At 47.1% G+C, this 15,345-nt stretch carries 12 protein-coding genes; 4 read left to right on the top strand and 8 right to left on the bottom strand.

The window, feature by feature from the left end; genetic code table 11:
* Nucleotides 1-31: 31 nt before the first annotated feature.
* From UWK_RS08125 to dnaG, 8 genes are all read right to left on the bottom strand, one after another.
* Nucleotides 32-277, bottom strand: a complete 246-nt coding sequence (locus tag UWK_RS08125) for a dissimilatory sulfite reductase D family protein (protein ID WP_015403884.1) — start codon at nt 275-277, stop codon at nt 32-34.
* 87 nt (nt 278-364) lie between these two features.
* Nucleotides 365-1,492 (bottom strand): dissimilatory-type sulfite reductase subunit beta, encoded by a 1,128-nt coding sequence (dsrB, locus tag UWK_RS08120; protein ID WP_015403883.1) that lies wholly within the window; start codon nt 1,490-1,492, stop codon nt 365-367.
* A gap of 56 nt (nt 1,493-1,548) precedes the next feature.
* On the bottom strand, nt 1,549-2,829 hold the full coding sequence (gene dsrA, locus UWK_RS08115) for a dissimilatory-type sulfite reductase subunit alpha (protein ID WP_015403882.1): 1,281 nt from the start codon (nt 2,827-2,829) through the stop codon (nt 1,549-1,551).
* Nucleotides 2,830-3,111: 282 nt separating this feature from the next.
* Nucleotides 3,112-4,707, bottom strand: a complete 1,596-nt coding sequence (locus tag UWK_RS08110) for a glucose-6-phosphate isomerase (protein ID WP_015403881.1) — start codon at nt 4,705-4,707, stop codon at nt 3,112-3,114.
* Between the two features lie 12 nt (nt 4,708-4,719).
* The gene (gene rpe / locus UWK_RS08105) at nt 4,720-5,400 is read right to left on the bottom strand and encodes a ribulose-phosphate 3-epimerase (RefSeq protein ID WP_015403880.1); all 681 of its coding nucleotides are present in this window, start codon (nt 5,398-5,400) and stop codon (nt 4,720-4,722) included.
* 121 nt (nt 5,401-5,521) lie between these two features.
* Nucleotides 5,522-6,628: a DNA-processing protein DprA gene (gene dprA, locus UWK_RS08100; protein ID WP_015403879.1), complete on the bottom strand. Its 1,107-nt coding sequence runs from the start codon at nt 6,626-6,628 to the stop codon at nt 5,522-5,524.
* A 70-nt stretch (nt 6,629-6,698) separates the two neighbouring features.
* Entirely contained in the window at nt 6,699-8,321 is a 1,623-nt protein-coding gene (gene rpoD, locus UWK_RS18410; RefSeq protein WP_015403878.1) for an RNA polymerase sigma factor RpoD, read from the bottom strand.
* A gap of 340 nt (nt 8,322-8,661) precedes the next feature.
* A complete protein-coding gene (gene dnaG / locus UWK_RS08090; protein ID WP_015403877.1) occupies nt 8,662-10,500 on the bottom strand; it encodes a DNA primase in 1,839 nt (612 codons plus the stop codon).
* A 112-nt stretch (nt 10,501-10,612) separates the two neighbouring features.
* Between dnaG and UWK_RS08085 the strand changes: the two genes are divergently transcribed.
* The 4 genes from UWK_RS08085 (at nt 10,613) to UWK_RS08070 (ending at nt 15,283) form a co-directional block, all read left to right on the top strand.
* Nucleotides 10,613-11,329: a hypothetical protein gene (locus tag UWK_RS08085; protein ID WP_015403876.1), complete on the top strand. Its 717-nt coding sequence runs from the start codon at nt 10,613-10,615 to the stop codon at nt 11,327-11,329.
* Between the two features lie 89 nt (nt 11,330-11,418).
* Entirely contained in the window at nt 11,419-12,267 is an 849-nt protein-coding gene (gene htpX / locus UWK_RS08080; protein WP_015403875.1) for a zinc metalloprotease HtpX, read from the top strand.
* Between the two features lie 419 nt (nt 12,268-12,686).
* Nucleotides 12,687-13,580 (top strand): HDOD domain-containing protein, encoded by an 894-nt coding sequence (locus UWK_RS08075; RefSeq protein ID WP_015403874.1) that lies wholly within the window; start codon nt 12,687-12,689, stop codon nt 13,578-13,580.
* An 8-nt stretch (nt 13,581-13,588) separates the two neighbouring features.
* Nucleotides 13,589-15,283: an ABC1 kinase family protein gene (locus tag UWK_RS08070; protein WP_015403873.1), complete on the top strand. Its 1,695-nt coding sequence runs from the start codon at nt 13,589-13,591 to the stop codon at nt 15,281-15,283.
* Nucleotides 15,284-15,345 lie beyond the last annotated feature (62 nt).

The raw sequence follows: 15,345 nt of genomic DNA, 5'->3' as shown, positions 1-15,345 counted from the left end.
TTCCTCAAAAAAAACGGTGAAAAACAAAGGTTTAGTTTACACCCTCATCTCCCTCTTCATTTTTGATACGATCAGGACGGGCATACATGGTGGTGGAACCGGAGGACCAGAACATCAGTTCTCCCTCTTTAACCAACTGATTTGCCAAATTCTTGATTACACGTGGTTTTGCTTCAGGATCACACTTATAAAAATCTTTAACATACAACTGTGGTTTAGGGGCTTTAATAGCCTTTTCAATCATAGCTGCTTTGATTTCTTCGTCACTCATTCCCATAACACATACTCCTATAAAAGTGTTTCAGGCAAGCGACCAAAAAGTGCAGTCGGAGACAGAAGTTTCCGACTGCAGCTATAAGGTCAATTACTTGATAGCGTTGGTGTACTTAAACTGAGTAGTTGTACGCCAGGTATCATAAGCCAGACGATAATCATCGACAGACTTGATAGTGAATGGGATGTTGCATTTTTCAAAGAACTTCTCCCAACCGATACGCTCGGCCCACTCACCGATACGCTCGTATTTTTTTGCGTCTCCCGCATAAGTCTCCAGGATATTCTTCACTGCAGCAACGGTCTCCGGCCAGCGTGGCGGAGTGTTTGGCAGGAATGGAATAACCAGTTTGGAGAATTTAGGGGCCGACCTGGCATTGGAAACTTTTCCACCAACAAGGATTGCAATGCCGTCACCATCAGGATCAGCAAGAGGCATTGCAGGACACATGGTGTAACAGTTACCACAGAACATACAACGTTCGTTGTTAACCTTAACAGTTTTGATCTCTTTACCATCTACCGTTGCTTTGGCAGGTTTAACGGCTCCGAGAGGACACGCGGAGATAGCAAGTGGAAGCTCACACACACCGGTGATACGACTGTGATCGATCATGGGTGGCTTACGATGTACACCAAGAATGGCGATATCGGAAGCATGTACAGCTCCACACATGTTCAGACAACAGGCAAGCGCAATACGAACCTGTGCAGGAAGTTTCATGGAAGTGAAGTAATCAAACAGCTCATCCATTACCGCTTTAACAACACCGGAAGCGTCAGTTGCAGGAGTGTGACAATGTACCCAACCCTGAGTATGAACGATATTGGTTACACCGGCTCCGGTTCCACCTACTGGGAACTTATTACCACGTGAAGCAAGATCGTCAAGAAGAGGCTGAACCTTTGCTTTGTCATCAACCATGAACTCAACGTTATTTCTGGTGGTGAAGCGAAGGAAACCGTCACAATGTGCATCTGCGATATCACACATCTCATAAATCAGTTCTGTTGAAATAAGACGGGCAGCACCAACACGCACGGTCCAACACTCATCTCCTGACTCAGCTTTATGAACGAGAACACCCGGCTGGGTGATCTCATGCCAGAGCCATTTCCCCTTGTTTTTAGCAACAACTGGGGGATGAAACTTTGAATAATGTGGGGGACCAATGTCTGTAATCCTGTCCGCCATGGGATTTGCGGGATCGTAACCCATATTTATACCCTCCTAGAATAGGTACCCGAGCCAAAGAACAGCTCGATTTATTTTATTTACGCCGCGTGACGTGCACGGAACTCATCAACGTCGCGCTCAAAACCACCCTCAACTTCCTCTTCATCCCAGAAAACATATGGGTTAGAACGGGGCTCTTTAACATGCTGTGGAATCGGATCAAGACCCATTACCTTAATAAAGGTAGGCAGTCCAACGCGCTGCATGGTTTCACCAACACGCTCACGGTTTTTACCAACTTCCATCCACCAGTCCCAGACATTTTCGATAATCTCGATAACGTTCTCGAACTCGTTGTCAGCAGAAACTTTAATAAAAGGAATAATCAGAGTAGCAAACTGAGCGCCATCAAGGATAGGAGCCTTGGCACCCATACAGATGGAGGCACCTTGCTCTGCACCAGGACGCAGTGCACGAGGCATTACGTTGATACAATGCATACAACGGGTACACTCTGAATCATCGATTTTCAATTCATCGCCTTCCATCCACATACATTCGGTGGGACAGAGATTAATAACTTCTTTCTGGATATCAAACGCACCCCAGTCTTTACCAGAATGAGCACCACCATTGGAAGCGATATTACCGGCAATATACTCTTTTACTGCAGCCTGATCGATGCGGATATTGTCTCTCCAGGTTCCTATAACAGCAAAATCAGAACGGGCAAGAGCAGCAACACAATCGTTGGCACAGCCGGAGAATTTGAATTTGAACTTATAAGGGAAGGCAGGACGATGAATCTCATCCTGATAATGCATTGTCAGATGATGACACGCTTCCTCTGTATCGTAGCAAGCCCATTCACAGCGAGACTGTCCAAGACAGTTGGCAGGAGTACGAAGGTTAGATCCGGATCCACCAAGATCCTGTCCCATTTCGTGGGTCAGGTCATAGAAGAAGGGTTCAAGAGCTTCAGTACGACAACCAAGAAGGATGATATCACCAGTGGAACCGTGCATATTGGTCATACCGGATCCATGCTTGTCCCAGAGCGCCATAAGAGCACGAAGGTTCTCAGTGGAGTAGTACTTGGATGCTGGCTGATTCACACGAACGGTATGAAAGTGCTCAACACCTGGAAACTGTGCAGGAACGTCAGAATAACGACCAACGATACCACCACCATATCCGAATACACCAACGATTCCGCCGTGTTTCCAATGGGTGATTTTATCCTTATAAGACAGTTCAACCTGACCGAGAATATCCCAACAATCTGGGTTCTTCTCTGCCTGGCGCTTAATGTCGGTAACGAAGCTCGGCCACGGGCCTTTTTCAAGCTCGTCCAACAGGGGTGTATCATGCTTTGCCATGAATTTTCCTCCTTAAAATTACTGTTATACTTCAACCTTTACCAGAATATACACATCAAAAGCGTTGCTTCAAAAACTGACAGCCTGAGAACAAAACCACTTCCCTCTGCTACCTTTTTTTTTTCCAACGCTAATGATAGAAACAGCAGACTATGAAACATACACTATTGAATAGTCATTCAGCGTGGGAGAATATCTCTGAACGTCTCCTTTGTCAACAAAAAACGGAACTGCCGCGATGGAAAACTGAATGAATATTCAGTTTTTACTAATAGCACCCTGTCAGCTTATTCCTGCCACTGCCAGAAGGGCCTCTGCAAGGGTTTTTCCATTTCTTTTTTCAGCCATGGCTCCAAGTATTTCATCGGCAAGGACCTTACCGAGTTGAACCCCCTCCTGGTCAAAGGAGTTCACGTTCCAGCAGAACCCTTGAAAAACAATCTTCGCCTCATAGAGGGCAAGGAGTGCTCCCATACTTTTTGGAGTCAGCCTCTCCCCCATGAGTATCACGTTTGAACGATTTCCCGCAAAGTTTTTATTGGGATTTTCATCTTCCCTTCCGACTGCCAGAGCAAGAGACTGGGCCAGAAGATTGGCCAGGAGTTTCTGCTGCGAATTACTTCCCTGGATACACATATCTCTGTTTCGTTGACTTTTCCTGAAGCCGATGAACTCAACGGCAACCTTCTCGGTCCCCTGATGAAGCAACTGATAAAAGGCGTGCTGGCCATTGGTTCCTGGCTCTCCCCATACAATGGGACCGCTTTTGTATCGCACGGGCTCTCCGTTACGCTGAACAGATTTCCCATTGGACTCCATGTCGCACTGTTGCAGATGTGCAGGAAAACGATGCAGGCCCTGGCTGTATGGTAGGATCGCCACAGTATCCATGGCAAGAAAGTTGTGATTCCAGACCCCGAGCATGGCCAGTAACAGGGGTATATTGCCGCGGATATTTCTCTCTGCTGCTGCCTCATCCATCAACCAGGCCCCCTTAAGAAACTCCAAGACCTGATTATAGCCGAGTGCAAAACCGAGCGTTACCGCGCCAACCATTGAGGTGGAACTGAATCGTCCACCTATATAATCAAACATATAAAAAGACCGAAGATAGCGCTCGTGATTATCCATGGGACTTGACTCTCCGGTGACCGCCAAGCAATGACGTGCCGGATCGAGTCCTGCTTCTTTCAGGGCGTTACGCACCAGACTCTCATTCGACAAGGTTTCAAGAGTCGAACCACTTTTTGAAACCACCAGAACAAGTGTTTTTGAGAGATCAACACGGTCAAGAACTGCAGCGGAATCATCAGGGTCAACATTGGAGACAAAATACACCTTTCGATCCTTTCGGCCATATGCCTTCAAGGCCTCATAGATTGATCGCGGGCCCAAATCAGAACCACCAATCCCCACATGAATCAAACTGGTAAATGTTTCTCCTGCAGTATTTCTGATTTTGCCGTTATCAATTTCTGCCAGAAATTCCTGTAACTTTGCAAGTTCTCTTTTTACCTGAATAACCGCGGCATCATTGGCAGCAGTTTTGGAGAAAACATCGCGGCAGGCGGTGTGAAGGACCTGACGCTCTTCCGATGGATATCGTTCGATCCGGTTCATAACAGCCCCTGCCCGCATCTCCTCATACTGTCCGACAAGTCCACATTCATCGGCAAGAGACTGCAGGCAATCCAGAACATCCGTGGTTACCCTCTGGCAGCCATAAAGAAGATCAAACTCAATCCCCTTACACACAAAAGTCTCCAGGCGTTCGGAATCTAAGGCGCCCTCCACCGTCATGTCAAATGGGTTTTCAGCAAGTTCTTTCAGATTCAAAAATGCCTGGCATTCATATATGGATTTTCGCCTTTTCGCCATATGTGTCCCCTCTCAGCCGCGCTTTGCTCTTCCAGCTTCTGCAAGTTTACGCATCTCATCGATAACCGACGCATAATCATCACAGCCATAAATTGCAGAACCGGCAACAAAAATATTAGCTCCTGACTCGGCCACCCGCTCTATAGTGCGAGGACTTATGCCACCATCTATCTCGATACCGACATCAAGGCCCAAAACATCAATACGTTTTTTCAAGGTATCTGTTTTGCGAAGGGTTGATTCAATAAAAGACTGCCCGCCAAATCCTGGATTCACACTCATAAGCATCACCAGATCCAAGTCCTCAAGGATATAATCGAGTGTTGACAATGTGGTTGCAGGGTTGAGCACGGCTCCCGCTTTTTTCCCAAGCTCCCTGATTCGAGCGACAGTTCGATGGAGATGGGTACAGGCTTCCACATGAACTGTAATCCAATCAGCTCCTGCCGCAGCAAAGTCATCAATATAGGCATCTGCATCACGAATCATCAAATGCACATCAAGGATTTTACCTGTTGCCTTCCTTGCCGCTTTCACCACAAGTGGACCAATAGTTATGTTAGGCACAAAATGACCATCCATAACATCAATATGAATAATTTCGGCACCTGCCTGGTCAACAGCTGCTATTTCCTCCCCTAGACGGGTAAAATCTGCAGATAAGATGGATGGCGCAAATTGAATATCAAGCATGGTCTTCCTCTATTTATTTCTGTTAAAATATATTGCTACAGCTGGATTCATACTCAGCACATAACATATTTATCCGTTTCCCCCAACAACAGAACTCTGCATCGTTCATCACTTTCCCGTGTCACACAACACACCTTACTTCATCCCCCGGCAACATCTCTATCAATCCTTCCAGCTCAAGGAGAAGCAACAACTCTGTTACTTTGGCAGACCCAAGTCCTGAGACCGCTATCAGTTCATTCCTTGGTATGGCATACACATCGATCTTTTTCAGTAACTCACGTGCCTCTGGACCAATATTATCACAAGAGGAATCCCCCAGAGTCTGTTCATTGCTCCCAGTTCCATTCAAATCACAACCAAGTCCGGCCAGAATATCGTCCACCGATTGTACAAGATTTGCGCCCTGCTGCAACAGCCAGTGAGTACCCGTGCTCTTAAAAGAATCAATCTGGCCCGGTACTGCAAAAACTTCCCGACCTTCATCAAGAGCCATTTCCGCCGTGATTAAAGATCCCGATTTTTTTGCCGCCTCCACAACCAGAACTCCCTTGCTCAATCCGGCAATAATCCGGTTTCTAGCTGGAAATCGAAAACCATCCGGTCGCGTTCCCAATGGATATTCACTGACAAGAAGTCCGTCTCTGCGAATCTGATCATACAGGGCACCATTTTGCCGTGGGTAGACGACATCAAGACCGCAGCCAAGAACACCGATCGTTGCCCCTCGTACCGACAGAGCACCACGATGCGCCTCACTGTCAATACCTGCAGCTAAGCCGGAAACCACTGTTACTCCCGATGACGCCAGAGCCCGTGCCAGCGAAAAGCTGCTCCGCTTGCCATAGCCCGTCGCCGCACGAGAACCAACCATTCCAATGCACAAAGAACTCAGTAGTGCAATACGCCCTTGCACGTAGAGCACCGGGGGCGAATCTGCAATCTCCTTTAAGAGCTGGGGGTAACGGGGATCATCAAAACAAACAGCATCTGCACCACCACTCTGCAGACGTTTCAGGAGAGTTTCTGCTTTCCGATAGAGAGACGCGGAATCTGCAAAACCGGCAGCAACATTTTTTCGGACTCCACTGTCACTCACTCCCTTCTTACCTGCCAGAAATACTTCCCGCGGACTACCGAAGTGGGAGAGCAACTGCACAAGGCCTTTGCTTCCGAGACCAGGAACAAAGCTTAGCGCCATCCAGTCAATTACTGAAGGTTGCGACATATATCTCTCTACACACCAAACAAAAATCCCGGACAAAGTCCGGGAAGATAATCACACAAGCCCAAGTAAATCAGTCAGTCATAAATACTCGTAACTCATCAACACGGGAGGGATGTTTCAACTTCTTAATCGCCTGCGCCTCAATCTGGCGGATACGTTCCCTCGTCACAGCAAAACATTTCCCAACCTCCTCCAGAGTATGGTCACAGCCAACATCAATTCCATAACGCATCCGCACAACCTTTGCCTCACGGGGCGAAAGTGAAGACATCACCTTGCAGAGACACTCTTTCAAACTTTCAACCATGGATGCATCATGAGGACCAAGTGTTGTACAATCCTCGATAAAATCGCCAAGGAATGTTTCCTCATCATCACCAACAGGGGTATCGAGGGAGATGGCATCTTTCGCAGTTTTCAGAGCAGCCTTTACCTTGGTGACATCAGTTCCAAGCTGTTCAGCCATCTCTTCCGGAGTAGGCTCACGATTTTCTTCACGGATAAAATCTTTTGACACTCTGAGCAGACGATTAATCGTCTCAATCATATGCACGGGAAGACGAATCGTCCGTCCCTGGTCTGCAATACCACGGGTAATCGACTGTCGAATCCACCATGTTGCATAGGTACTGAATTTATACCCACGATGATAGTCAAATTTGTCCACCGCCTTCATCAAACCGATATTCCCCTCCTGAATAAGATCGGGAAACTGAAGACCGCGGTTGACAAATTTCTTAGAAATGGAGATCACCAGACGGAGATTGGCCCTAACAAGTGACTCTTTGGCATGTTTATAAATATCCCGCCCCGCCTCAATCTCATGGACAACAGCATTGAGAGCACGATAACCAAAACCCAGCCCTTCCTTCATCTGCATACCGATATGAAACTCAAGTTCAGCAGGAGTCATTTCAGGTGCCCCACTGTCTGCGGCGGCAAGTTTTTGAGCTTTTACAACCTCAACACGTATCCGCCTGAAACGTTGAGACAAGTCTTTCAAATTAGAGGCAACACCATTAATGCAACGGGTACATAAAATCCGATCGCTGAACAGAGCGGCAATGTCTGTAGAAATAGCCAGCATTTCTTTGCTGATCACTTCTGTTTTTTCTATATCCTCTGCACAAACGATAAGATCCTGCTGTAACTTTTTTCGCTTTTCCTCAAGCTCAAGAGCTTTATCCACTCTGGTGAGAAACCGTTTTTTTTCTTTGCGAACAAGAGCAGTCTGAGTATCCTGGATACCACGCACAATATTAAAAATCTTAATTGTGTCCTTACGCAACTCTTCAGCAATTTCCTCCAGTGCCGAGATTGCAAGAGGAGTGGAAAGTACAGCGCCCTGAACGCGGAGCAACCCCTCTTCCATCATTCGGGCAAGTTCAAGCTCTTCATCATGGCTGAGCAATGTCAATGTGCCCATTTCACGAAGATAAATAGACATTGGATCGACAGCATGATCATTGTTACGCTTAGAAATCCTGGCAAGACGCCGCTGTTTGCTTCTTCGGTCGCTAAAAAAGCCCTTCCGCCTGTCTCCTATTCTGGGATTACGACGATCCTCATCTATCCCATCAGGAAGACCAACAGAGCAGATCTTCTCTCCTGACTCAAAAATACCCGTCAGGTCCAGTATACCTTCATCAACTCGCCCCGTTACTTCATCCTTCGCCTGGTCATCATCAACCATTCATCCCCCTCCGGTCTTTCAACCTGTTTCTGCATAAAAGCAGAAGACGGTCACACAACAATACCGCAACGTAACACTCCTCTCTTCGCCTGTACAATATCGTAATTTAAAATGATATTCAATCATTTCAGCTTAAATAATTAAAAAAAAAGGATAATTAGCAACACAACACTTGATCAACAGAAACAACAAAAAGAAAATAAACGAACAACTACAAGCAATTACGACAACACCACTCTGTTTCCCCACCTGGCCTGCGGTAGAAGAAAAAAACCCGTACTCTAGTATACTTACTCAACTTCCAGGAATTCAGTGCAAAAGAAAACCAGGCCCCCTTAAATCACCCGTCCTGAAGTACATTTGTTTGTCGAAGCTCCTGAAGTCGATTGTCCACACTCATCTTCTTCAATACCAACCTATTTAATTCCTCTTCCTGATCATTCTGCAATGCGCATTTGCTGATCAGTTTTACCAGCTCTCCGGACTCCCGCAGCAACTGCTCCCTTTCGAGCCAGGTTAGAAGTTCTTTCAATTCTTCATCTGTTCCACGGCACCCTAAGTCGCTACTGCCAGGAGAGGAACTCAAAAGAATCTCGGAAACCATTACCCGCTCCCCCCCTTGAGGCAGTTTCGCCAACAATTCTTCCGGCTCCACACCTCCAGGCTGCTCAAGCAGGGCAAGCAACTGAAGCAACAGAACCTCCCCCACGGTCCCGCCGAGACACTCCCTTACCCCTGCCTTTTCTAACTCATGTACCGCTTCCGGATAAAGCACCATATGAGTAACCAAACGTTTTTGTGATGCAGACAGGGGAACCAGTCTTTCTCGTGAACGCTCCTGCGGTGGTTCCTTCACCGGAGGCCGCACGGTGGCCTCCCTTCCAGGCATGGATGCACCGAGTTCATCCGGACTGATACCTATTGCTTCGCTAAAATGGGACAACATAAGCGAACGCTGCAAGGGGGAGGTTGTCGCCTTTATCAGGGGCTGTAATTCTTTTATGATTCGGATCTTCCCATCATAGGAAGTCAGACCATATTCAGCCACCAACTGCTGCAGAACAAATTCAGGAAGAGGCATGGCCTTGTCAAGCAAGGTATTGAGCGCAGCCAGTCCTTCTTCACGAACAAAGGTATCTGGATCATGGCCCGTGGGTAGAAGAGCCACTTTTCCAGCTATCTGCTCACTTAAAAACAGAGGCACCGAACGCATGGCTGCCTTCACACCCGCTGTGTCACCATCAAAAAGCAGCACACATTCTTCCGAAAAACCTTTCAACATCCTGAGTTGCTGAGCTGTCAGGGCTGTCCCTAATGGTGCAACCACATTAGGACAGCCATGCACCACGAGAGAGACCAGATCAAAATTTCCTTCCACCACAATTGCTTTTCGGCGTCGTCTGATCTCATCCCCCTGCTGGTACAGACCAAGTAGAGACGCTGATTTATTGAAGACCAGACTTTCAGGAGAGTTCATATATTTCGGCTGCCCCTCGCCAATGATACGACCACCAAAACCAACTACCCGTCCCCGCCGATCATAAATTGGAAAAAGCACCCTATCCCGAAACCGATCATAGGTCCCGCCGCTCTCCTTCTCCACCAGAAGCCCTGCCTCAACTGCAACCAGCTTCTCTTCTGCCGCCAGTTGTGCGCCGAGAAAATTCCATCCCGCACTGTCGGGAGACGGGGCATATCCAAGTCCAAAACGCTCCTGCACAGCAGGAGGTATTTTACGTTCTTCCAGGTATGCTCTCGCACTCTTAGCCATGTCAGAAGCCAACAGAGTACGGCGGAAGATTGTGACAACCTTTTCGTTCACCTCATACAGGAGTTGTCGTTTACGACTTTTCTCACGCTCCTGGGCTGATCGGGGGCGTTCTGGAATTTCAACATTATAACGCCTGGCCAGTTCTTTCATTGCAGATGGAAAATCAAGATTGTGATACTTCATCTGGAAATCAAATATATCTCCAGACGCGCCACAACCAAAACAATGAAAAAACTGCTGCCCGGGGTGTACGGAAAATGAGGCTGTCTTCTCGTTATGAAACGGACAGCAGCCGAGAAAACGGACACCTGCCCGCTTCAGCTCCACACACTCCCCTATTACCTGTACAATATCCGCCTGTTCTTTAATTTTAGCAGGCAAACCATCGTCGAAATCTGTATATCCCATTTATTTTTCCTATAAATAATAATGCATGCAATACCGAGACACGCTATAATCATCTGAGTGTAAGCCACTGTCAAGCAGATACATGGACTTATGATTATTAGCGAGGTATACGATGGAAGATTTCGCCCAAACGCTGGCCTTTGAAGTCAAGAAAGATATTGCCGAGCGCTATTTCGGTTTTCGCAAAATCATCGAAAAAGACTCCGATGATTACCAGAAAGATATCATCAGCTCTGCTCTTCTCCTTGAAACGAAAATTGGCTTTGACCTGCTCCGCATATATGCACTCCTTCAGGAAGACGCACTCATTGAACAATTTTATAAGCTCACAAATCTTGGTGATGTTCTCTTTTTCGACTCCTATGTGACGACCTCACGCACAATTCGCAAACGACTCTTCGAGGATCAGGAAGTCCGCGGATTCTTCCGTAAATCACAATTTTCAAACATGTTTTTCGATGTCTACGAATCCTTGCGCGACCATGTACATGACTACCGCAATCGCATAGCCATGCTTGCAGAAGATCACAACGTTATCGAAGAAGAGATAAAACTCTTTTACCAGAAAAACGATATCAGCGGCATTATGCTTTTTCTTCGTAATCTCGACGGAGACAGTGGAACATCCGGTACAATGTCAGGAGGGATTGATGGTAATAGCGCAATCAGCATGGAACAGAAAATGCGCCTGCAGCCTCCCCAGCCAGTCGAGAAGTTCCTGCCGATCCTGAAGGAAATTCCCTCCCAATCAGCCATCAAATCGGAGCTCAAGTCCCTTATCAACCAAGCCTATAAGCAACAACCGGAATTAAACCTCAAAGAACTGTAGACATCTTGACAGAAGACACCCCATAATTATTGTATGGCCTCAACAAAAAGCAAAATGCACTGAATCGTTACTGCCCCTCGGAGGCAACAATGACAAGTATGATAAAAACGGGCATGCTCATGGCAGCCCTCACAGCAGTTTTTATGGTGGCAGGTCAGGTACTGGGCGGCAACAGCGGAATGATCTTCGCGCTGCTGCTTGCATTTGCAATGAACTTTTTTGCTTACTGGTTCAGTGACAAGGCCGTTCTGAAAATGAGTGGTGCCCAAGAGGTAACAGCCGTGGAAGCTCCGCAACTTCATAGTATCATTTCAAGCCTTTCCAGGAAGGCGGAACTGCCGATGCCACGCGTCTTTATCATGCATCAGGACACGCCCAATGCTTTTGCAACTGGAAGAAACCCCGATCATGCGGCTGTGGCTGTAACCACCGGTCTAATGAATATTCTCAAGCATGATGAGCTCGAAGGGGTGTTAGCTCATGAACTTGCACACATTAAAAACCGCGATATCCTAATCAGCACCATTGCCGCAACCATGGCTGGGGCCATCAGCACCATGGCATCCATGGCCCAATGGGGCATGCTTTTCGGTGGTGGCAGATCGGATGACAACGACGGCGGTGGTGGTGGTGGAATTCTTGGCGCTATAGCCATGATGATTCTGGCGCCACTTGGCGCATCCCTTATTCAAATGGCCATATCCAGAAGTCGCGAGTACCAGGCCGATGCCACTGGAGCAGCCATATGCGGCCATCCACGTTCACTGGCCTCTGCCCTGCAGCAGCTTGAAATTTTCAACAGACGACGTCCCATGAATGTTAATCCTGCTACGGCACAGATGTATATTGTCAATCCTCTGTCTGGGGGACAGCTCGCAAATCTTTTTTCTACCCACCCACCAATGCAGGAACGAATCAAACGCTTAGGTGCGATGTAGACACCCACAGCCTTTATTCAACTTTCTTCAATCATACATAGCAACTCAACCCTTTCCATGCTGGTTGGATTGGTATTTATACTTTTCCCTCTGATTTCTATTTGTTTTTTGCCCAACCAAATCATATACTGTTATAAATGCTTTTATCTTTTCTAATATCATTTTCTAGGGGCAGCTCTTCTATGGATAGAATCCTCATAGTCTGCACAACCTCAAAGGAAACACTAGCCTTTAGTGGCTGGTTGCTGAATTGCCAGAGGAGTTCATCATCTGACCAGTTTATCAGCATGGCCAGAACAGACGCAAAACATACGCCTGGGAAGCCCCCCCTGGAATAACTATTCTATAAGGATGTTGATCGAACAGTTTTTTTCGACTATTCCTCCGAAGGACTAAAAATTACTTTTCAGGATCAACATATGCGAGATCGGCAACACTCAAAAATATTCAGACAGGTTGACTCTCTTCCTTCCCTACCCGCAACAGTATCAAAGGTTTTGGCAGTTACCGCGGATCCAGAGAGCTCCGTGGATGACCTTGTCAATGCGATACTGCCGGATCAGGCCATGTGTGCAACCATACTCAAACTGGCTAATTCTGCTTTTTTTGGAATACCCAGAGAAGTTGCAACCATGGATAAGGCAGTATCGGTCCTTGGCTTCAATGAGGTACATAACATCGTTTTGGGAAAAGCTGTCTTCAACTCATTCCAGAAGATCAGTATAACGAACAAGGATACGATAGATGCCTTCTGGGTGCACTCTTTTACCTGTGGACTTGCCGCGAAAATTCTAGCAACCGACCTTAAGTGCTCCCCCAGTGAACTCTTCATAGCAGGCCTCATCCATGACATTGGGAAACTTGCCCTTTTTGTCGCAAAACCTGACGACTACCAGCAGGTACTCGAGCTATCGGCAACTCCCCCAATCAGCTGCAAGCAACTCGAACTTGAACGTATTGGAATCGACCACGAAGAAGTAGGAACCCACCTTCTCACTCGCTGGCTGTTTCCCACCAGTCTCCTCTGTGCCGTCGGCTTTCATCACCATCCACTCTCATGCTCTGATTTTCCACTGTATGCTGCCATTGTTCAGTTGAGTGACGTTCTCAGCTACCTTGCGCCCTCCTCTCAGGACATGGCAAAAACATCCCCCCTGCTTCCTCAGATTCAGAATCTTCTCCCCGACTGTGAGAAATTGTGGCAACAGTGTGCAATTACGATCACTGAAGAGCAACTTCAGAAATGGATGGTAGCACTCCACGAGAGTTACGAACAAGATAGCGGCATCCTCAATATTTTCACATCTCCTTAAATAAAACAATGAGAGTGACTCATATCCAGAGGACAATTCGAAGCACTAAGCGGCTTACCACCATCATAAAGGTGCTTACGAAGTTTGGGTTTAAGGAGATTATTACCGACCTTGGCCTGGACTCTTTCAGCAGTGGCAAAAAAAATACCGACATTCCTGACGGTAACCAGGTGGATGCTTCAATTTCAAGACCCGTTCGGATGCGTCTGATACTTGAGGAACTGGGTCCAACATATATTAAACTTGGCCAGATACTGGCTACCCGTCCAGATCTCATTCCACCCGAATGGGCCCAGGAATTCAAGCTCCTTCAAGATAACTGCAGTCAGGTCCCATTCAGTGAAATAGAGGAAGTTTTAGTTCAAGAGTTTCCAGGACGCCTCCACCAGCTTTTCTCTGCCATTGAAGAAACCCCTCTTGCAGCTGCATCCATGGCCCAGGTACACCGAGCTACACTTGTAAACGGTACGGCCGTTGTCCTCAAAGTTCTACGTCCCGGAAACAGAAAAATTGTCGAGGAAGACATGGCCTTGCTCGAATGGCTGGCCCAGTTTGTTGAGGACTATTTTTCCAATCTTGGTTATAGCCCTGTTGCCGTTGCAACAGAGTTCTCCCGTGAAATGATAAAAGAAATGAACTTCCTTCAAGAGGCACAGGCAACGGACAAATTGCGTCGCTACTTTGAAGATGATCCCAACATCAGTTTTCCCAAGGTTTATCGTGAGGCATCCACCCGTAATGTACTGACTCTTGAGGAAATCAAAGGACGCCCTTTATCATCGGTTGATCCAAAAAGCCTCCGCCCTGAAGAAAGAAGAAAAATCGTGGCCAATGGAACAGATGCAGTTTTCAAACAGTGTCTCCGTTACGGTTTTTTTCATGCTGATCCGCATCCTGGCAATATCTTTCTGCTTCCCGGCCAGCACCTCTGTTTTATCGATTGCGGAATGACTGGACAGCTGGACAAAAAAACTGCTGAACAGCTCATTGATCTGGTGGCAGCTATCATCCAGGGAAACATTGACAAGCTCTGCAGGGTGGTGGTTGAACTCAGCGATGTGGATCCTGCCGTCACCGACAAGAGGGATTTCAGGTCAGACGCACAGATCATGGTTGCTGCCTTTGAGAACGCAGACCTGAAGCAACTTGATATCACAAAATTGCTTTCCGATTTTTTCGCCATGCTGCAACGCTATCATATCAGCTGTCCCAGCGACCTGCTGATGCTCACCAAAGCACTCACAACTATTGAAGGCGTGGCGGAACACTTTGACCCTTCTTTTAATGTGCTGGCACACGTTGAGCCTCAAATCAAAGAGGTCGTGACAAAACGATACGGGTTCACTGCACTTCGAGATCGCATGCAGAAAAGCATGAATAATTACGGGGAGCTTATAGAGAATTTACCCCTTGATGTGCAGCGAATCCTGGATCAGGTGCGACATAATCGGCTTACCCTGAATCTTGAGATGAAACGAATCGAACACCTGGCCGACAAGATTGATCTTTCAAGCCGGGTTATGGGAATTTCCATGATTATTTCTGCTCTTATCGTGGGTTCCTCCATTTTAATCCTCGCAGATTCACTGGCCAAAAAACAGGGTATTCTTGGAGTACTCGGGATTGTCGGCCTTGTGGGAGCCGGCCTGTATTCCGCAGGCTTTGTCGCATCTTCTTTACTGCCCAAAAAAAAGAAAAAATAGCCGGGAAGCTGGTAAAGTCAAGGTGACGGAATCAGGTTAAAAAGCCCACGCAGCCAGTAGCT

The sequence above is a fragment of the Desulfocapsa sulfexigens DSM 10523 genome, assembly GCF_000341395.1.
Lineage (GTDB): Bacteria > Desulfobacterota > Desulfobulbia > Desulfobulbales > Desulfocapsaceae > Desulfocapsa > Desulfocapsa sulfexigens.
This window is presented reverse-complemented; position numbering and strand designations above follow the sequence as displayed.

Bases quoted from the DNA above. Each gene is read 5' to 3' on its own strand.
- UWK_RS08125 (WP_015403884.1), bottom strand. From the start codon at position 277: ATGGGAATGAGTGACGAAGAAATCAAAGCAGCTATGATTGAAAAGGCT.
- dsrB (WP_015403883.1), bottom strand. From the start codon at position 1,492: ATGGGTTACGATCCCGCAAATCCCATGGCGGACAGGATTACAGACATT.
- dsrA (WP_015403882.1), bottom strand. From the start codon at position 2,829: ATGGCAAAGCATGATACACCCCTGTTGGACGAGCTTGAAAAAGGCCCG.
- UWK_RS08110 (WP_015403881.1), bottom strand. From the start codon at position 4,707: ATGGCGAAAAGGCGAAAATCCATATATGAATGCCAGGCATTTTTGAAT.
- rpe (WP_015403880.1), bottom strand. From the start codon at position 5,400: ATGCTTGATATTCAATTTGCGCCATCCATCTTATCTGCAGATTTTACC.
- dprA (WP_015403879.1), bottom strand. From the start codon at position 6,628: ATGTCGCAACCTTCAGTAATTGACTGGATGGCGCTAAGCTTTGTTCCT.
- rpoD (WP_015403878.1), bottom strand. From the start codon at position 8,321: ATGGTTGATGATGACCAGGCGAAGGATGAAGTAACGGGGCGAGTTGAT.
- dnaG (WP_015403877.1), bottom strand. From the start codon at position 10,500: ATGGGATATACAGATTTCGACGATGGTTTGCCTGCTAAAATTAAAGAA.
- UWK_RS08085 (WP_015403876.1), top strand. From the start codon at position 10,613: ATGGAAGATTTCGCCCAAACGCTGGCCTTTGAAGTCAAGAAAGATATT.
- htpX (WP_015403875.1), top strand. From the start codon at position 11,419: ATGACAAGTATGATAAAAACGGGCATGCTCATGGCAGCCCTCACAGCA.
- UWK_RS08075 (WP_015403874.1), top strand. From the start codon at position 12,687: ATGCGAGATCGGCAACACTCAAAAATATTCAGACAGGTTGACTCTCTT.
- UWK_RS08070 (WP_015403873.1), top strand. From the start codon at position 13,589: ATGAGAGTGACTCATATCCAGAGGACAATTCGAAGCACTAAGCGGCTT.